This is a genomic window from Lysinibacillus sp. A1 (assembly GCF_000801965.1).
Taxonomy (GTDB): Bacteria; Bacillota; Bacilli; order Bacillales_A; family Planococcaceae; genus Lysinibacillus; species Lysinibacillus fusiformis.
Genome location: NZ_JSZM01000021.1, coordinates 32,106 through 50,082, shown reverse-complemented (window position 1 = coordinate 50,082; position 17,977 = coordinate 32,106). Strand labels below are relative to the sequence as shown.

20 protein-coding genes and 1 pseudogene are annotated in these 17,977 nt (G+C 38.0%); 6 read left to right on the top strand and 15 right to left on the bottom strand.

Going from position 1 to position 17,977, the window contains the following annotated elements:
- Window position 1: 1 nt before the first annotated feature.
- Together PI85_RS17145 and PI85_RS17140 are read right to left on the bottom strand one after the other, a co-directional pair.
- Window positions 2-472 carry a CtsR family transcriptional regulator gene (locus tag PI85_RS17145; protein WP_031416734.1) on the bottom strand — a complete coding sequence of 157 codons (471 nt, stop codon included), beginning with the start codon at window positions 470-472 and terminating at the stop codon, window positions 2-4.
- A gap of 263 nt (window positions 473-735) precedes the next feature.
- Window positions 736-1,041, bottom strand: a complete 306-nt coding sequence (locus PI85_RS17140; protein WP_036121655.1) for a DUF4870 domain-containing protein — start codon at window positions 1,039-1,041, stop codon at window positions 736-738.
- Window positions 1,042-1,166: 125 nt separating this feature from the next.
- Between PI85_RS17140 and PI85_RS17135 the strand changes: the two genes are divergently transcribed.
- Window positions 1,167-1,850 (top strand): class I SAM-dependent methyltransferase, encoded by a 684-nt coding sequence (locus PI85_RS17135; RefSeq protein WP_036121658.1) that lies wholly within the window; start codon window positions 1,167-1,169, stop codon window positions 1,848-1,850.
- Window positions 1,851-1,885: 35 nt separating this feature from the next.
- On the top strand, window positions 1,886-2,848 hold the full coding sequence (gene corA / locus PI85_RS17130) for a magnesium/cobalt transporter CorA (protein ID WP_036121660.1): 963 nt from the start codon (window positions 1,886-1,888) through the stop codon (window positions 2,846-2,848).
- A gap of 55 nt (window positions 2,849-2,903) precedes the next feature.
- Here corA and PI85_RS17125 read toward each other — a convergent pair whose 3' ends face one another.
- The gene (locus PI85_RS17125) at window positions 2,904-3,113 is read right to left on the bottom strand and encodes a hypothetical protein (protein WP_008180623.1); all 210 of its coding nucleotides are present in this window, start codon (window positions 3,111-3,113) and stop codon (window positions 2,904-2,906) included.
- A 266-nt stretch (window positions 3,114-3,379) separates the two neighbouring features.
- On the opposite strand from PI85_RS17125, the pseudogene PI85_RS25255 reads away from it, so the two are divergent.
- Window positions 3,380-3,940, top strand: a pseudogene (locus PI85_RS25255) (protoglobin family protein); the annotation flags it as partial.
- Window positions 3,923-4,705, top strand: a complete 783-nt coding sequence (locus PI85_RS25250; RefSeq protein ID WP_369794269.1) for a methyl-accepting chemotaxis protein — start codon at window positions 3,923-3,925, stop codon at window positions 4,703-4,705. The pseudogene PI85_RS25255 and the gene PI85_RS25250, both read left to right, overlap by 18 nt.
- 46 nt (window positions 4,706-4,751) lie before the next feature.
- Here PI85_RS25250 and PI85_RS17115 read toward each other — a convergent pair whose 3' ends face one another.
- From PI85_RS17115 to adh, 5 genes are all read right to left on the bottom strand, one after another.
- Entirely contained in the window at window positions 4,752-5,231 is a 480-nt protein-coding gene (locus PI85_RS17115; protein WP_025116473.1) for an acyl-CoA thioesterase, read from the bottom strand.
- 68 nt (window positions 5,232-5,299) lie between these two features.
- Complete coding sequence (locus PI85_RS17110; RefSeq protein ID WP_036121668.1) at window positions 5,300-6,727, bottom strand: aldehyde dehydrogenase family protein; 1,428 nt, start codon at window positions 6,725-6,727, stop codon at window positions 5,300-5,302.
- 40 nt (window positions 6,728-6,767) lie between these two features.
- Window positions 6,768-7,736 (bottom strand): DUF4003 family protein, encoded by a 969-nt coding sequence (locus tag PI85_RS17105; RefSeq protein WP_036121671.1) that lies wholly within the window; start codon window positions 7,734-7,736, stop codon window positions 6,768-6,770.
- Between the two features lie 332 nt (window positions 7,737-8,068).
- Window positions 8,069-8,428, bottom strand: a complete 360-nt coding sequence (locus PI85_RS17100; RefSeq protein ID WP_036121675.1) for a DUF779 domain-containing protein — start codon at window positions 8,426-8,428, stop codon at window positions 8,069-8,071.
- A gap of 21 nt (window positions 8,429-8,449) precedes the next feature.
- Window positions 8,450-9,970 carry an aldehyde dehydrogenase gene (gene adh / locus PI85_RS17095; RefSeq protein ID WP_036121678.1) on the bottom strand — a complete coding sequence of 507 codons (1,521 nt, stop codon included), beginning with the start codon at window positions 9,968-9,970 and terminating at the stop codon, window positions 8,450-8,452.
- A gap of 239 nt (window positions 9,971-10,209) precedes the next feature.
- Between adh and rluF the strand changes: the two genes are divergently transcribed.
- Together rluF and PI85_RS17085 are read left to right on the top strand one after the other, a co-directional pair.
- Window positions 10,210-10,911, top strand: coding sequence for a 23S rRNA pseudouridine(2604) synthase RluF (rluF, locus tag PI85_RS17090; RefSeq protein WP_036121681.1), 702 nt, complete (start codon window positions 10,210-10,212; stop codon window positions 10,909-10,911).
- A gap of 22 nt (window positions 10,912-10,933) precedes the next feature.
- On the top strand, window positions 10,934-11,653 hold the full coding sequence (locus tag PI85_RS17085; RefSeq protein WP_036121685.1) for a hypothetical protein: 720 nt from the start codon (window positions 10,934-10,936) through the stop codon (window positions 11,651-11,653).
- A 41-nt stretch (window positions 11,654-11,694) separates the two neighbouring features.
- Here PI85_RS17085 and PI85_RS17080 read toward each other — a convergent pair whose 3' ends face one another.
- The 7 genes from PI85_RS17080 to PI85_RS17050 form a co-directional block, all read right to left on the bottom strand.
- Complete coding sequence (locus PI85_RS17080; protein ID WP_036121687.1) at window positions 11,695-12,192, bottom strand: cupin domain-containing protein; 498 nt, start codon at window positions 12,190-12,192, stop codon at window positions 11,695-11,697.
- A gap of 116 nt (window positions 12,193-12,308) precedes the next feature.
- Window positions 12,309-13,016 (bottom strand): ABC transporter ATP-binding protein, encoded by a 708-nt coding sequence (locus PI85_RS17075; protein WP_025116481.1) that lies wholly within the window; start codon window positions 13,014-13,016, stop codon window positions 12,309-12,311.
- Entirely contained in the window at window positions 13,016-13,795 is a 780-nt protein-coding gene (locus PI85_RS17070; protein WP_036121689.1) for an ABC transporter ATP-binding protein, read from the bottom strand. Before PI85_RS17070 ends, PI85_RS17075 begins: the two co-directional genes overlap by 1 nt.
- Window positions 13,795-14,730, bottom strand: coding sequence for a branched-chain amino acid ABC transporter permease (locus tag PI85_RS17065; protein WP_036121691.1), 936 nt, complete (start codon window positions 14,728-14,730; stop codon window positions 13,795-13,797). The genes PI85_RS17070 and PI85_RS17065 overlap by 1 nt, the downstream gene beginning before the upstream one ends.
- Window positions 14,731-14,742: 12 nt before the next feature.
- Window positions 14,743-15,618, bottom strand: coding sequence for a branched-chain amino acid ABC transporter permease (locus PI85_RS17060; RefSeq protein ID WP_012296114.1), 876 nt, complete (start codon window positions 15,616-15,618; stop codon window positions 14,743-14,745).
- Between the two features lie 147 nt (window positions 15,619-15,765).
- A complete protein-coding gene (locus PI85_RS17055; RefSeq protein WP_036121694.1) occupies window positions 15,766-16,986 on the bottom strand; it encodes an ABC transporter substrate-binding protein in 1,221 nt (406 codons plus the stop codon).
- Between the two features lie 354 nt (window positions 16,987-17,340).
- Entirely contained in the window at window positions 17,341-17,943 is a 603-nt protein-coding gene (locus PI85_RS17050) for an SAM-dependent methyltransferase (protein WP_036121696.1), read from the bottom strand.
- Between the last annotated feature and the right edge of the window lie 34 nt (window positions 17,944-17,977).

Sequence of the window (17,977 nt, the reverse complement as noted above, 5' to 3'; positions counted from 1 at the left end):
ACTATTTCTGTTGCTCGTATTTTATAGTTGTCAGCATCGCCCGCAATATTTTTGCACGAATTATATCTCTTAGAGGGAGATGTAAATCGATTGTTGAGCGATCAATTGCTGCTAACATTAATTTCGCTTCTCGCTTTGAAATTACCTGCTCATCGATAAGTCGATATACTAAATCTTCTGCCATTGTTTGCGATGCTCCACCTTCAATATGCCGGAGAACATCGTCGATTAGATCAATCTGTGAATTCGCGCGGACACGTAAAATTCGAATGTATCCACCACCACCTCGCTTGCTCTCCACAAGGTAACCTCGCTCGGCGGTAAATCTTGTATTAATGACATAATTTATTTGTGATGGTACACATTGAAATTTGTCTGCAATTTCACTACGTTTTATTTCAATATGTCCTTCTCCACCTAATTCAAGTACTTGCTTTAAGTAACCTTCTATGATGTCTGATATATTACGCATTTTAGGAATACACCTCGCTTGCTTCACTGACTTTGACTATCTTTGACTTTCTTTGAGTATATTATACAAAACGCTTGAAAATAATTGCAATGATTTCGCCTAGAGAAAAATGAAAAGGCTAAAAAACGATATTCAAGCGTAGAAAATAGCACTAATTAGTGGGTATCAAGCATATCATTTTGCTTCCTACACCTAATGTACCCTTTTTATCCATAGAAAAAACGCAAGCATATGCAACTAGCATATACTTGCGTCTATAAAAATTATACCCAACGACCTACAATCGGATAACGCCAAGGCTCGTCAGTTAATGCTTTGACAATACCTATAATTGGTACTACAAATAGCATAATCCCAAAAACAATTAAAAATGGAATGCCAATAATGAAAATGCTTAAGAATCCAGAAACAGCAAGTAAAATTGCCATGACAAGTTGGAAAAGAATAGCTTGAATAGAAATTGCCTTCACTTCCTCATCCGAACTAATTAAAAAGAAGATAATGGGAACTAACCATGGCGCAAAAAACGAACTTGCGTGTATGATTACTTTAGACCATTTACTCTCCATATATATCAACCCTTTCTTTATACGTTATCTATCGTTTTATGTACTACTATTTACGGAACTATACCCGTAATAGTTTCAGTTTAAAGTGAGTTTTTTAAAAAAATTTTGAAAGGTCGTGATGAGAAATGGAATTCAACCACATATTAGCAAATGAATATGAAAAGGGGATTCGCCGTACTCTACCAAGCTATGATGCAATGCTTCGTTTAATACAAACTTTTTATCGTTCCACATTACATGAGCATGCGGATATATTGGTTGTTGGTGCAGGTAGTGGCAATGAAATATTGCAGCTAGCAGATGGAAGACCACATTGGTCATTTACTGGTATTGATCCGTCAGAATCCATGCTCGAAATAGCAAAGGAGCGTCTCCAATCTTTACCGAATGATCTGTCGTTCTATCAAGGAACATTGCTGGATACCCATCTACCTGCTATAAAATATGATGCAGCTAGTTGTGTACTCGTCCTTCATTTTATTCAAAGCTATGAAGATAAGCTATCGACCTTGAAAGAAATTTGGAACCATTTACAACCTGGCGCACCGTTTGTCCTAGTTTCGAAATACGGTCAACCTGGTACTATTGAAACGGAACTGCAATTCGATTTATGGCGTTCCTATTGGCTCCAACATACAAAGCTTTCCGTAGCTGATGTTGCAGAAATGGAAAAATCCATCCGGGCCCTGTCATTTATGCCCGAGGAAGCGATTTTAACTTTATTACAAGAAGTAGGTTTTATAAAACCTGCTCGATTTTTTGCCACTACTTTGTTTGGTGGATGGGTATGCTTTAAAGAAGAACATTAAATTTATTTTGTAGTAAATACTTTGAGGTGAAAGCTGTGATAAGCACCATTGGCATTACAAAAAAACAACAATTACTAAAAGATTTCCCTTTGGAATCGATACATCAACAAGAATTCGAATGGTACTGGGTCGATTTTAATTGCCCTACTGCAGAGGAAGAATCTTTGCTAGATTCATTTTTTCATTTTCACCCACTAGCTATTGAAGATTGCTTAATGCGATTACAACGACCTAAACTGGATTTTTATGACGATTTCCATTTTTTCGTCATTCATCGATTAAACGAGCTGACCTTAGCTGCAGAAGAGGTTAATATTTTTGCCTCGAATAAGTATATTGTGACATTCCATAAGAACCCCGTTCCCGAAATTGAAAAGGTACAAAAGATGTTAGAAAGCCAGCCAAAAAACTGGGAACGTGGCACAGTCTACTTAACGTATCAAACCATTGATAAAATCGTTGATAGTTATTTTCCACTTGTTTATAAAATTGAAGATCATTTAAATGCACTTGAAGGCGAGCTTACATACCAAAGCAATGTAAATGCCATGAAGATTGTCTTCGAGTTTCGTAGTGATTTGCTCGATTTGCGGCGTGCCATTTTACCGATGCGAGACCTTTTATATCGAGTACTTAATTCTTACCGCTTTTCATTGAACAAATCTGAAAGAGCTTATTTTGGAGATATATACGACCATCTTTTAAAACTGACAGAAATGGTTGAATCCAATCGAGAGCTGACAGCAGATATGCGAGATAGTTATATGGCTATGAGCTCAAGCCGCATGAACGGCATAATGATGACTCTAACAATCGTCTCAACGATCTTCATTCCACTAACCTTTATTGCAGGTGTTTATGGGATGAACTTTGATAATATGCCTGAGCTACATGGACAATACAGCTATTTTATTGTCCTCGGTATTATGATTATTGTTGTAATCGCTATGCTTACTATCTTTAAACATAAAGGCTGGTTTAAATTATTTAAGCCTTAATTCCCACAAAAAGCTGCTCGTTTAACAATCAAACGAGCAGCTTCATTTATCACTATTAGTAAGGACCTCGATCGTCAATTTTATTGTCACCCTGCTGTGGGAATAAAAAGTATGCTAAAACCCCTGACCCTAGAGCGGCGCAAATTGTAATTAATAGCTGTTCAATATGTGGTACTTCCGCATAGTAGTTTCGTAGCATGTAAACGGAACCTATTGCAACAATGACCATGACTGGAATAACGAATTTAAAGCGTTTTTTCTCCATATAATACCTCCTCCTATAATCTTTCACGTTCAATTTTTCTCTCCTTAAACAGTTCGTATTTTACAGGTTTCCCAATTTAAATTCAAATTTACTTCGCCTCACTAGTCGGACTGCCAATAAAGTAAAAAAATAAAGAAATAACCAAATTTTTAACCAAATATTCAGCAAATAATAGTAAAATAGATTTAATACCAATTATTTATCAAATTTACAGACCTAGCAAATTCAGAAGTGCATTTTACTCACAATTATTATGGATATTAAGAATGGAGCAAACAATAATGAGTTGGTTTTCAAAAAACAGCAGTTCCAGCTACTCAATTACATTAACACCTGAAAATTTTAAGGGCCATGTACAATTAGATGTTTTAAGTCATCCAAACCTTCAAAAGCAATTACAGCTTTTAAATTTAACAATTGAGGATTTAGCCATTATTAAGCAACTACAACCGTTAGCTAAGGATCTAATTCCTGCAATGGTGGAGCAATTTTATGCAGCCATTAGCTTGAGCCAAGATTTAGTAGACATTATTAATAGAACCTCGCATATAGATCGTTTAAAAGTTACGTTACATAAGCATTTAAGCGATATTTTTGAAAGTCATATTAATGACGCCTATATCGCTGAAAGAAAAGCCATTGCTGAAACTCATGTTCGAATTGGCTTACAATCAAAATGGTATATAGCATCCTTCCAATCCCTTACTTCTACGTTCACAAATTTTGTGAATGAAGTGGATATCTCAAAGAATGATGCCATTCGTGCAATTAACGCATTTTGCAAAATCATTAATTTTGAGCAACAGCTTGTGATCGAGGCATACGAAAAAGAGGAAGATCGTATTCGAACAGCCGCTGATCAAACGAAAAACGCCCTTGTTACGACAATTCAAAGTACAGCTGAGGAGCTTAATGCCATTAGTGAAGAGACAGCTGCATCGTTGTTAGTCATTTCCTCGCAAACGGATGATATTGCAGAGGCAACCAAACAGGGATTAAGCTTCGTTGCAGATACACAGGAGAAATCAAGACGTGGGCAACATCAGCTGAAAGAGCAAAATGATTTAATCCAAGTTATTTTACAAAGTGTCAACAGCCTTGAGGTAACTATGAATCAGTTACGTACCTCCTCTCAAAAAATTTCTGAGATTGTAGGACTTGTCACGGGAATTGCGGATCAAACAAATTTATTAGCTTTAAATGCGTCTATTGAGGCAGCTCGAGCAGGGGAACATGGCAAAGGCTTCGCCGTAGTAGCAGAGGAAGTACGAAAGCTTGCTGAAGAAACGAAAAATGCCGTGCAAAATGTGTCACATCTCATTAAAGAAACTGAAAGTAATATTACAACAATGGCAAATTCAGTTATTAATGTTGATCAAAAAATTCAACATAGCGTCAATACGCAAGAAAACTTATCTAAATCATTTAATGATATAGCTGATGCCGTATCTGGCATTCAACAACAGTATGTTCATACATCTAGAGACATTTCAGCCATTTCTAATTTAATTACCGAGCTATCACAAGGAGCTACACTTGTTTCCTCTTCATCTGATTCACTTATTAATGTAGTTAATGAATTGAATATGTAATATAACAAAGGGAGCCCCACCGCTTTAGGTGAAGCTCCCTTTAACCTTAATGTGGCAATGCACGCTTTTGTTTACGATGCTCTCGTCTTGCAGGCCCTGTTTCAAATAAACGTTTTTCCTCATCTGTTTCAGGATAAATGGCAGGTACCGGTACCGGTTTTCCTTCTTCATTTACTGCAACCATGGTTACAAATGATTCTGTCGTTAATTTTTCCTCACCAGTCTCTATATTGCGGGAAACAACGCGAACATAAACCTCCATTGAAGAACGTCCTGTAGAGGAAACTATACTTTCAATTTCAAGAATATCTCCTACATGGGCAGCCGATAAAAAATCAACTGAGTCTATTGAAGCTGTGACTACAAGTCCCTTCGCATGTTTCATCGCTGTAATAGCAGCAATTTCATCAATATAAGCTAACACTCTTCCACCGAAAATGGAATTGTGATTGTTTGTGTCTGGAGGTAATACGAGACGTGATTGAACCGTACGTGATTGGCTCATGGGTACAGCATTGTTTGTCATATTTCTTGTAACTTCCCTTCATGTATGTTCTTTCGTCATCGTATCGTAGAAAAAGAGCTTATGCAAATTTAGAACGATTTTTTCATCGTAATAAATTTCATGTCTGTCATTTCCTCAATGGCCCATTTAATGCCCTCTCGCCCATAGCCACTCATCTTCACACCACCATAGGGCATATTATCTACACGGAATGTCGGAACATCATTTATAATGACAGCACCTGCCTGTAATTCGTCGGCTGCATACAAGGCATCTGGTAATACATTCGTGTAAATACCTGCATTTAAGCCAAGGTCTGACTCATTGACAAGTCGAATTGCGTCATCTAATGTTTCATATGAAACAATTGAGACGATTGGCGCGAATGTTTCCTGACAAACAATTTTCATATCAGCCGTCACATTCGTCATAACAGTTGGGGTTAACGTCCGTTCTGTAAATACTCCTCCAGTTGCAATAACTGCTCCTTGTGCCTGTGCTTCTTCAATCCACTCTTTAATTCGTCCAACCTCATTCGGGTTGATCATAGCACTTACATCTGTGTTTTTATCTAAAGGATCTCCTACTACAAGCTTTTTAGTTTCCGCAACAAATGCCTCCGTAAATTCATCAATAATAGAAGAATGTACATAAATGCGTTGTAAAGAAATACATACTTGTCCAGCAAAGTTAAAGGCACCGCTCACACAACGACTTATAATTTTAGTAAAAGGCGTCGATGGTTCGACAATGACAGCTGCATTAGAACCAAGCTCTAAAGTTACTTTACGTAAGCCAACTTTTTCTTTAATACCTAATCCAACTTTACCACTGCCCGTAAACGTCACCTTTTTGACGTGAGGATGTGTAACCAAAGTATCGCTGAGCTCTCCACCACTTCCTGTCACAATTTGCAACGCTCCATCTGGCAAACCTGCTTCACAGAAAATTTCGGCCATAACAAGAGAACTTAATGGTGTTTGAGTTGCCGGCTTTAAAACAACTGTATTACCTACTGCAAACGCCGGTCCTAATTTATGGGCCACTAAATTAAACGGAAAATTAAACGGTGTAATAGCAGAAATTACCCCCAATGGCTCTCTCTTTGTCCAGCCTATACGATCTCCTGCTCCAGGTGCCGCATCCATCGGTACAGTTTCGCCTTTTGGTTGTTTGGCACCCTCTGCTGCAAATTGATAGGTGGCAATGGTACGATCAATTTCCGCTAACCCTGCTGTCAAAGGCTTTCCTGCCTCTAATGCTAAAATCTCTGCAAATTCTTCTTTTCGTTGTCGCATTAAATCGACAACTTTATATAAAATTTCGGCACGCTCGTAGGCTGTCGTCTTTTTAAACGAAAGGAATGCTTGCTGTGCACCATCGATTGCTCTCTCCACATCTTGTATAGATGCCTTTGCCACTTGAGCAATCACCTCACCACTATATGGTGATTTTAGCTCATAGCTTTCCTTTGCATCTTGCCATTGACCATTAATCCACAGTTTTGTTTCCTTCATCCTTCAAATGCACCTCCCATAATTGTTCTCCCTCATTCTATCACGAAGAGCTCGAACTCGATGCAATAGCGGCTGCACTAACTGCCGCTATCATTGCAGCATGCTGAGCTTGAATTAATAATTCAATAGATGACATAATCGTCATAGACAGTGATTTTTGTACTTTCGCCATATCATAAATGGCGATTTGTACAGCCATAAAGAGAACAAATTCACGATGCCATTTTAATAATTTTAAATCCTTTAATTCATGATATAAATGTATAACTTCTTGCAATTGGTGATGAGTAAGATCTAGTAAGGCTAAAAATCCAAGTAAGGGATAATGCATGGCCTTTACTTTGACATCTTGATTTTTTAGCGTATCTCGAATGGTCACGACATTGGGAACTAGTTGACGATCAAATTGTGGAGATAGGAAGGTTAATACTTGTGACAACCATTGCAGCTCATTCCCTGTATTAAAATTATATGTTCGTAACTCTTTATAATAGCGATTCATCGTTTCCGCACGTACTTCCACATCATCAGATGGACTACTTAGTAACACAGTGTATGGAATATCTTCATAGGATGTTAAAAATGGATGATGTTTACGAATGGCATCAAATAAAGCTCTAGCTGCATATGCATGCGCGTTTTTATCCTTTTCGTCCTCTGTCAAAAACTGAGCTGCAATATAACTAAAGTTACCGCTTCTAAATTTCGCTTCCTTTAATGCATTCACATTCGTTAATAAATTCATTACTGCTTTTTCAGCATCCGCATGCTCCATTAAATTAGCAGCTATACTATAGCCTACCGTAGTTCTTAAGGGAGACATCCACGAGGATTGCTTCTTCATTTCCTGTAAAATATGTTTGTATTGGACCGCATCAAATGTTTTCCCTGACGCAACAAACGTACTAGCTATAGCTAAAACAATTTTACGATCCACTGTCCATCCCGCAGCCTTCGAAACATCTTCTACCGTATTTGTAAATTGATTTTCTATCATCAAGTAATCCATATTTAGCACGCTCCTTTACCCATTTTACGTTACATAATGCGAGAAAGATTCATCCCATTTGTAACAATTAACATAAAAAGTAAACTTAATTTAATATATGTTACCCCATTTTTTTGATTTAATAGGAAATATTAAACAAATACGAAAGGAGGAACTACTGTTGATTGCAAAAACCACTCGGAAATTAATATTTACCGTGACCTTAAAAGAACGTTTACAGCTATTTTTATTTTTACGAAATTCGTCTAACAATATAGCTTTACATACCCTTTTTTCTAAAAATTAATGCAAAAAGACAGCGGCAAAGTTTTTGCCGCTGTACAAATGACTCGTTAAATTAATCCTAGCTCCTGTAACTCCTCTGATGTGAAGGCTCTCGATCTTGTTAAAAAACGTTTTCCTTCAACGCCCTCTAATGAAAACATCCCACCTCTACCTTCCACTACATCCAGTATGATTTGAGTATGTTTCCAATAATCATATTGATTTTTATGCATATAAAATGGAGCTCCACCTATTTCGCCCAAACATATATCCTGATCACCTAATAGTAAGTCTCCGTCCGGATAACACATAGGGGAAGAACCATCACAGCACCCGCCTGATTGATGAAACATAACAGGCCCATGTTTCTCTTTTAATAGCTCGATGAGTGCCAGCGCTTCTGCCGTGGCTAATACACGTTCAATCACGCTCATGCACCTCCCTATGGATTAGAAGAAACCAAGTTTATTTTCACTATAGCTAACTAATAAATTTTTCGTTTGTTGGTAATGAGATAGCATCATTTTATGATTTTCACGCCCAACTCCTGACATTTTGTAGCCACCGAATGCAGCATGTGCAGGATAAGCATGGTAGCAGTTTGTCCAAACACGACCTGCCTCTATTTCACGACCGAAGCGATATGCTGTATTAATATCTCTTGTCCAAACACCTGAACCTAAGCCATACAGTGTATCATTCGCAATTTCTAATGCCTCTTCTTTCGTTTTAAACGTAGTAACAGCTACAACAGGACCAAAAATTTCCTCCTGGAAAATACGCATTTTATTATGGCCTTTAAAGACAGTTGGTTTAACGTAGTAGCCATTTTCAAAGCCTTCTCCTACATTATTTTTCTCCCCACCGATTAGACATTCTGCACCTTCTTGCTTACCGATATCTAAATAAGAAAGGATTTTTTCCATCTGCTCGCTTGAAGCCTGTGCTCCCATCATTGTGTTTGGATCAAGCGGATTACCAACTTTAATAGCTTCTACTCGTTGTAGTACACGTTCCATAAATTTATCATAAATAGATTCTTGAATAATTGCACGGGAAGGGCATGTACATACTTCCCCTTGGTTCAGAGCAAATAAAACGAAGCCTTCCACTGCTTTATCTAAAAATTCGTCGTCCTTATCCATAATATCCTCAAAGAAGATATTAGGTGATTTACCACCAAGCTCTAATGTAACTGGGATTAGGTTTTGAGACGCGTATTGCATAATCAAACGACCAGTTGTCGTCTCACCAGTGAAAGCAATCTTACCGATACGTGGATTAGATGCAAGCGGTTTCCCAGCCTCTAAACCAAAACCATTCACAATATTAATGACACCTGATGGTAATAAATCTTCTATTAGTTCCACAAGCACCATAATGGATGCTGGTGTTTGTTCTGCAGGTTTTAATACGACACAGTTTCCAGCAGCTAGTGCTGGCGCAAGCTTCCATACAGCCATTAATAACGGGAAGTTCCAAGGTATAATTTGGCCCACTACCCCTATTGGCTCATGGAAATGATAAGCAACTGTATCGTTATCGATTTGGCTTACAGAGCCTTCTTGAGCACGTAAAGCTCCAGCAAAGTAACGGAAATGATCAATGGCAAGAGGGATATCTGCATTTAAAGTTTCACGTACCGCCTTTCCGTTATCCCATGTTTCGGCAACGGCTAGCTTTTCTAAATTTTGCTCGATACGGTCCGCAATTTTAAGTAAAATGTTTGCACGTTCTGTCGGTGATGTTTTTCCCCACGCATCTTTAGCAGCATGTGCTGCATCAAGTGCCAGTTCAATATCCTCAGCTGTGGAACGTGCTACTTGTGTAAAAACTTGTCCAGTAACAGGAGTGACATTATCAAAGTATTGACCCTTCACTGGAGGTGTCCATTCGCCACCAATATAATTATCATATTTCTGTTTGAATTGAACGACCGATCCTTCAGTGTTTGGAAATGCATAAACCATTTTACTTCTCCCCTTTACACAATTTAATGAGACTATCTACAAAAAACATTATTTTATAGCGAAATAACAATATTTTCATAGAGATCCTCTCATCTAATATATTGTCAGAAACAAATAATAATTTCAACTTTTTAAAAAATTTTTCAAGCAATTTATTTTTACTAGAAAAGTATATAGAATTCACGGTTTGTATAACGTTAAGGTATACTTAAAAATAATATTAGATTTAGGAGAACAATATGCGTATTAATAAATATTTAAGTGAAACAGGCATTATATCGCGTCGTGGCGCTGATAAGTGGATAGCCGAAGGAAAAGTTACAATTAACGGCGAACCTGCGACAGTTGGAAGTCAGGTTGAGAATGGGGACATTGTTTGCGTTGATGGAAAAGAGGTAAAGAAAGAACAAAAGCTTGTCTATATAGCTTTAAACAAGCCGGTCGGCATAACAAGCACAACGGAACGCCATATAAAAGGCAATGTCGTTGATTTTGTAAATCATCCTTTACGAATTTTTCATATTGGGCGTCTCGATAAGGAATCGGAGGGGCTATTGTTATTAACTAATGATGGCGATATCGTCAATAAAATTCTTCGCGCTGAAAACCATCATGAAAAAGAATATATTGTTCAAGTAGATAAACCTATAACAGAGCAATTTATTAACAAGATGGGCGCAGGTGTAGATATTCTAGATACCACGACCTTACCTTGTTATGTTGAAAAGATATCAGACAAAGTTTTTAAAATCATTTTGGAGCAAGGCTTAAATCGTCAAATACGCCGGATGTGTTCAGCTCTTGGCTACTCGGTAAAGCGTCTACAGCGTATTCGTATTATGAATATTAAGCTTGGAAATTTAAAAGTAGGCCAATGGCGAGACCTAACTGATAAAGAGCAGGCAGAGCTATTCAAACTACTAAATTACACACCAAAATAAGTATTAGAGGAGGGCGAGGACGATGATTTCCATTCAAAGCACAGAGCAGTTAACAGGTGTACAAATTTGCGGAGATTTTTGGGATTTAGATGAGCTGATCAACGCTATTTACAAAGTAACTGGTGATGCCAATAAATACTATGATTATCAAGGTCCCCGACTCCGTATTTTAAGCGTTTGCTATAAACTGAGACATGCTATGCTTGGGGAACACCAACTAGAGTTTGTGAGTAACGGTGTTAACAAGAACACCCTCACACAACATGAACTGATTTTCCCCAATAAAAACATCTATTTCGCTACAGATATCCTTTGGCCTGAAATTATCTTTAGCGCTATCGCTTTAAACGATTTCATTGATCTTCACCTGACATTAAATAATGCATCTATTTGGAATCATGAGATAGCGACGATTCGTAAATTTCAAGCTGCTATTGCGGATTGTTTAGAACAGGAAGTGAATGAAGAGGATTATGGAGTCTTTTTAACAATGCTACAGGCAAAAAGCCCTTTAACCTTCCTTTTCGCCACACAGTATGTGGATGTTCTGAATTTAGCATATATCCAATTAAATAAAGAAGAACGTAAAGCTCAGCTAGGAGCATTTGCATTACGCTTACTTGTAGAGGATCATGAATATGTAGCACTTAAATCACACCTCATGGAAGCCGCGATTGCCACGAAACAACCTCTCCACGCAATACAAATGCAGCTTAGCTATCCGGAAGAAATTTTATGGTAAACAAACAACGCCGCCTCACAATGAATGAGACGGCATATTTTTTATTTAATCGTTTGGTAGGCCATTTTACGAATTACAGCCTCATGCTGAGGGTAATCTGCTAAAAGCTCGTCCTGTGTAAACAATTCGAAATCATCAAAGTCAAAGCCTGGGGCAACCATACATCCCACTAAACTAAACGTATCTGCTTCCTCCACCGATGATCCAAATATCGTATTTTTAGGGACCACAATTTGTGGTATCTCCCCTGCTTCTACGTTCAAGCCAAGCTTCTTCGCTTCATATGTTCCATCTGGAAAAATCATATGGACTGTAAGCGGACTACCGGCATGGTAATACCATAGCTCATCTGACTGCAAACGATGCAGATGTGAAATGTCCTGTGAGCGAAGTAAGAAATAAATACTCGTATAAATAGGTCTCTGAACATCTCTTACTGCAATGTCTTCTGCAGCCCGAAATGAAGAAATATAATAGCCTCCTTCAGGATGTTCGGCTAGATTTAGTTGTTGAATAAAATATTGTGCTGAATAGTTCAAAAAACATCACTCCTTTTTTCCACCATACCAAAAATGAATAGTAAAATGCTACCTTCGATTATTCAGTAGGAAGAACAACGAAAAAGGGCCTCTCCTTGTTGAGACGCCCCTCTCCATTATAAACCACCCAAATAAGCTGCTTTTACTTCTTCACTTTCTTGAAGCTCTTTAGCGGAACCAGATAAAACAATGCGCCCTGTTTCGAGCACGTATGCACGGTTAGCGACAGACAGTGCCATATTGGCATTTTGCTCAACAAGCAATACTGTTGTCCCCTCTTTATTTACCTGTTCAATAATATTGAAAATATTTTTAACCATTAGCGGTGCGAGCCCCATTGAAGGCTCATCCATTAATAGCAATTTGGGCTTTGCCATTAAGGCACGACCCATCGCAAGCATTTGCTGTTCCCCACCAGACAATGTTCCTGATAGCTGTTTACGACGCTCCAATAGTCTAGGGAATAACTCAAAAACATGGTCCATATCTTTTTTAATTCCTGCTTTGTCATTGCGCAAATAGGCACCAAGCTCTAAATTTTCTTCTACAGACATATTGGCAAAAACACGACGTCCTTCTGGAACGTGGGAAATCCCCGATTTAACAATAGTTTGAGCTGCTTTCCCCGCTATAGAGAAGCCTTCGTATTCAATAATGCCACCTTTTGGTTTTAATAAGCCTGACAATGTTTTTAACAATGTACTTTTCCCAGCACCGTTTGCACCGATTAATGTGACAATTTCACCCTCATTTACTTCTAAAGAGAGGCCCTTCAATGCTTGAATGTTACCATAATAAACATCTATATTTTGTACTTTTAGCATTAGCCGATAACCTCCTCACCAAGGTACGCTTCAATTACCTTTGGATTGTTGCGAACTTCTTCTGGTGTCCCGTCAGCAATTAATTGTCCATGATCGAGTACATAAATACGCTCACAAATACCCATTACTAAGCTCATATCATGCTCAATCAGTAAGATCGTTAAACCAAACTCCTTACGTATAAATGCAATTAATTCCATTAAATCATGCGTTTCCTGTGGATTCATCCCGGCAGCTGGTTCATCCAATAATAATAGCTTTGGATTTGCCGCTAATGCACGGGCAATCTCTAATCGTCGCTGCATTCCATATGGTAAATTTTTAGCTAACTCATTCATATAGGCATCTAAACCAAAGATTTTTAAAAACTCTATGGATTGAAGCTCCATTTCGGCCTCACCCTTGAAATGCGTGGGTAAGCGAAAAATCGATGACCACATCGAATGCTTAGCAAGCGAGTGGTTGGCCACTTTGACATTGTCTAGAACAGATAGCTCTTTAAATAGACGAATATTTTGGAAGGTACGGCTTATTCCCTTTTGTGTTACTTGGTAAGGTGCAAGCCCGTTTAATTTCTGTCCGCCAAATGTGATGGTCCCCTCTGTTGGTGTATATACCCCTGTCAGCATATTAAAGCTAGTCGTTTTTCCAGCACCATTGGGACCGATTAATCCCACTAATTCACCTTGATTGAGATACATATTAACACCCTGTACTGCCTTTAAACCGCCGAATTGAATCCCCATGTTTTCAACATTAATAAGAAGGTTTCCAGTCATTATTTTGTACCTCCTTTTTTACCAAACTTAAATAAATCCGTAATTTCTTTTGTTCCCATTAATCCTGTTGGTCGATAAAGCATTACGATAATTAGTACTAAACTGTAAATAATCATACGAGTCTCTGGGAAGTTTGCTAGATATGTCGATACGATCGTTAAGAAAACCGCAGCGATCACGGAACCTGAAAGACTTCCTAAGCCACCAAGTACAACATAAATTAAAATATCAAATGATTTTAGGAAACCGAAAGTTGTCGGTTGAATAATGTAAAAGTTATGGGCGAAAATTGCACCTGCTAGCCCAGCAAAGAAAGATCCAATCGCAAATGCGACAACCTTATAGTAAGTTGTATTAATTCCCATCGCATCTGCTGCAATCTCATCTTCGCGAATAGAAATACATGCGCGACCATGACGCGAATTTGTAAAGTTGGAGATGACAAGAATTGTTAATACTACACCGAAAAATGCATACGTCCAGTTAGATAAATATTTAACCTGCATCCCTGCAGCACCGCCAACATAATCCGTATTTAAGAAAATAATACGAATAATCTCCGCAAATCCTAGAGTGGCAATTGCGAGATAATCCCCTTTTAGACGAAGTGTCGGAATACCTACAATAAGGCCTGCGACAGCCGCTGCCGCTGCCCCTAATAAAATCGCCAATGGGAATGGCATCATAAGTTTCGTCGTAATAATCGCTGATACATAGGCCCCTACTGCTAGGAACCCAGCATGCCCAATCGAAAATTGACCTGTAACCCCAATAACAATATGCAAGCTGACAGCAAGCATAATGTTAATACACATCGTAATCAGCATATTTTTATAGTACATATCAATGACTTCGGTCGTAATCAATAATTGCACAACTGCATAGATGACTAGCGCTAATACGGCATAGCCCCAGAAAACTTTAGACTTTTTCATATAATCGCTCACCTACACTTTCTCACGGGCATTTTTACCGAAGATACCCGATGGTCTGAATATTAAAATCAAAATTAAAATAACGAATGCCGCTGCATCTCTCCATAAAGAGAAGCCAAGCGCACTTACTAAAGATTCTACAACGCCTAGTAACATACCACCGACCATCGCGCCGGGAATAATCCCAATCCCACCAAGAACAGCTGCGATAAACGCTTTAACCCCTGGTATAACACCCATTAACGGGTCAATTTTCGTATAATACACACCGAAGATAACACCGGCTGCACCAGCTAAAGCCGAACCAATTGCAAATGTTGCAGAGATTGTATTATCAACGTTAATCCCCATTAAACGTGCTGCATCCGCATCATGAGAAACGGCACGCATGGCTTTCCCGATTTTTGTTTTATGTACGATGAATTGTAAAAGAATCATCAGTACAACTGCGACTGATAAAATTAAAATAGAGGTACTACTAATTTGTACGCCTAAAATATCAAAAGACTTATTTTTGAACACTTCAGGATACGCTGCCGGTTGAGCCCCTCTGAAGAAAATCGTTGTATATTCAATTAATAACGATACGCCGATCGCTGTAATTAATGCCGCAATACGTGTTGCATTTCGTAATCGTTTATAGGCGATCCGTTCAATTAAAACACCAAAAATTGCGCAAATGAGCATTGCCAATAATAATGCTGGGAAAAAGCCAAGCTCCCATTTAGCAATTGCGTAAAAGCCGATAAATGAACCAATCATGAAAACGTCACCATGGGCAAAGTTAATCAGCTTGATAATACCGTATACCATCGTATACCCTAGCGCTATTAACGCGTAGATACTTCCTAGTGAAATACCATTCACAAGTTGCTGTATCCATTCCATACGCATTCACTCCTTTGAATTTTCTGAAAAATGAGAAATCTGTACATGCTTCGATACTAAAAAGTTATGTTTTATGCTGCTATTCTAGTTATCTAAAACAGAAAAAAGGAAGGCGTGTTTACCCGCCTCCCCCTTACTTACAAAACATTAAGGATTAACTTTAGAGTTGAACACTTGTTTACCGTCTTTAAATTCAAGAACTGTTGCTGTTTTAATTGGGTTATGGTTTTCGTCAACTGAGAAAGTACCTGTTACTAAAGAAAGATCTTTTGTTGCAGCTAATTCATTTTTAATAGCTTCTCCATCTGTAGAACCTGCACGTTTAATTGCATCAGCAATGTAGTAAATAGAGTCATATCCAAGTGCGTTGAACGCATCAGGTGCCTTATCACCATTTGCCGCTTTAAATGCCTTTACAAAGTCTTGAATTTTTTGGTCTGGATCTTCTGCAGAATAGTGGTTAGTAATATACGTATTATTTAATGCATCCTTGCCAGCTAGATCCACTAAAGTTGGTGAATCCCAACCATCAGCCCCCATTAAGGGTACATCAATACCCATTTCACGGGCTTGTTTAACAATTAATCCAACCTCTTCATAGTATCCAGGGATAAAGATAAAGTCTGGATTCGCTGCTTTAATATTAGTTAATTGTGTACGGAAGTCTGTATCCTTCGCTACATAAGCTTCTTCCTTTACAATTTCCCCTCCACTTTTAGTAATCGTTTCTTTAAAGGACTTTGCTAAACCTTTTGCATAATCAGACGCATTGTCAGCAAAAATAGCTACGTTTTTCGCACTTAGCTCACCTGAAGCGAAGTTAGCTGCCACAATCCCTTGGAATGGGTCAATAAAGCATGTACGGAATGCATATTCGTTAACGCTGCCATCCTCATTTACCGTAATATTTGGGGCAGTTCCAGAACCAGTAACAATCGGGATTTTATTTTGATTGGCAATTTGAACCGTTGCTACTGTATTTCCTGAAGTTGCAGGAGCTAGCATTGCTACTACTTTATCTTGCGTTGCTAGTTTAATAGCTGCAGCTGTAGCCTCAGAGTTTTCGGATTTATTATCTACTTTAATCAGTTCAATCTTCTTACCATCAATACCACCAGCATCATTTATTTCTTTTACAGCCAATTCTGCGCCCAGACCGATTGAAGAACCGTAAGATGCTACATTTCCTGAAAGCTCTAGGTTTGCACCAATTTTAATTGTATCGCCATCAGATGAACCACCGCCTGATGATGAGCCACCGCCTGAACTTGAGTCGTCTCCGTTACCACAACCAGCAAGTACACCAGCAAGTAATGAAGATGCTACTAATAGTGAACCGAACTTCTTAAGCTTTTTACTCTCTTTCATAATTAGATTCCCCCTGAAGATTTCTAAAATATTCGATATTTCTGATAATTATAAACAAATAAATTCATTTCCTCAATAGCAAAAATAATTATTTATAACTACCTAAAAACAACAGAACAATATTATTCATTTATGACTTTTACATTGTAAAACATTCTTTATATTTAGTCTAGAGTGATTTTTCAGTATAATTAGTTATTTAAGAATTATCTCTCAATTCAGTTTATAGTGTAGTACAAAACTATCATATGCGTTTATTTTTTTAAGATAAGGTTTTGGCTGTTCTTCATCTTCAATAAATTATTTCCCTGAAAATAAGTCTAGAAAAGAGAAAAAAGCATGAAGGCGATTGCCCTATGCTTTCTTTAATTCGAACACACAAAGGCGTTCATTCATATTAGTTTCATTTTCTAAATGCACTTCATGGAGCAATTCAAATGGTGTCCCCTGATGTAAAAACTGTAAATAATCATAGGGAGGATAGTATAAAATTATATGAATATCTCGCATTTTTTGCTCATAGGATTGCCAAATGTTCTGAATAACCGTGCGGAAAATATGAATGGAAAAGGGATTAAAAAAGAAAAACACATTATCTCGCGGCTTTATTTCATATGCCTCTGCTATCGTATGAATAAATGTAATAGGTGCATGTGAACGCTTTTTTTGAAGATAGCTTCGTTTATTTTCTTCTGCCTCTGCATAAAATCCAGCGTCCATCTCTATTCCGATCGTTGGGATATGAAATTGATGATGAACATAAATGGGTACCCTTCCCTTTCCACAGCCCATATCAATAAACACAGGGTCGTTAGGCATCTCATAGATAGCAAATAATTGTTCTAGCCCAATATAAGGGGTTGGTTCATAACGGTGATAGTGAGCAAGCTTTGGGAAACCATATTGTTCTCCCACGGTCTTAATATGCAAATATTTATCAAACTGTTGTTCATTCATATAAAAGGACTCCTAAGAACAGAATGCTTTATTT

What these genes read in the sequence shown, in the direction of transcription:
- PI85_RS17145 (WP_031416734.1), bottom strand. Translation starts at nt 472, where the DNA reads ATGCGTAATATATCAGACATCATAGAAGGTTACTTAAAGCAAGTACTT.
- PI85_RS17140 (WP_036121655.1), bottom strand. Translation starts at nt 1,041, where the DNA reads ATGGAGAGTAAATGGTCTAAAGTAATCATACACGCAAGTTCGTTTTTT.
- PI85_RS17135 (WP_036121658.1), top strand. Translation starts at nt 1,167, where the DNA reads ATGGAATTCAACCACATATTAGCAAATGAATATGAAAAGGGGATTCGC.
- PI85_RS17125 (WP_008180623.1), bottom strand. Translation starts at nt 3,113, where the DNA reads ATGGAGAAAAAACGCTTTAAATTCGTTATTCCAGTCATGGTCATTGTT.
- PI85_RS17115 (WP_025116473.1), bottom strand. Translation starts at nt 5,231, where the DNA reads ATGACAAACAATGCTGTACCCATGAGCCAATCACGTACGGTTCAATCA.
- PI85_RS17110 (WP_036121668.1), bottom strand. Translation starts at nt 6,727, where the DNA reads ATGAAGGAAACAAAACTGTGGATTAATGGTCAATGGCAAGATGCAAAG.
- PI85_RS17105 (WP_036121671.1), bottom strand. Translation starts at nt 7,736, where the DNA reads ATGGATTACTTGATGATAGAAAATCAATTTACAAATACGGTAGAAGAT.
- adh (WP_036121678.1), bottom strand. Translation starts at nt 9,970, where the DNA reads ATGGTTTATGCATTTCCAAACACTGAAGGATCGGTCGTTCAATTCAAA.
- rluF (WP_036121681.1), top strand. Translation starts at nt 10,210, where the DNA reads ATGCGTATTAATAAATATTTAAGTGAAACAGGCATTATATCGCGTCGT.
- PI85_RS17085 (WP_036121685.1), top strand. Translation starts at nt 10,934, where the DNA reads ATGATTTCCATTCAAAGCACAGAGCAGTTAACAGGTGTACAAATTTGC.
- PI85_RS17075 (WP_025116481.1), bottom strand. Translation starts at nt 13,016, where the DNA reads ATGCTAAAAGTACAAAATATAGATGTTTATTATGGTAACATTCAAGCA.
- PI85_RS17070 (WP_036121689.1), bottom strand. Translation starts at nt 13,795, where the DNA reads ATGACTGGAAACCTTCTTATTAATGTTGAAAACATGGGGATTCAATTC.
- PI85_RS17065 (WP_036121691.1), bottom strand. Translation starts at nt 14,730, where the DNA reads ATGAAAAAGTCTAAAGTTTTCTGGGGCTATGCCGTATTAGCGCTAGTC.
- PI85_RS17060 (WP_012296114.1), bottom strand. Translation starts at nt 15,618, where the DNA reads ATGGAATGGATACAGCAACTTGTGAATGGTATTTCACTAGGAAGTATC.
- PI85_RS17055 (WP_036121694.1), bottom strand. Translation starts at nt 16,986, where the DNA reads ATGAAAGAGAGTAAAAAGCTTAAGAAGTTCGGTTCACTATTAGTAGCA.
- PI85_RS17050 (WP_036121696.1), bottom strand. Translation starts at nt 17,943, where the DNA reads ATGAATGAACAACAGTTTGATAAATATTTGCATATTAAGACCGTGGGA.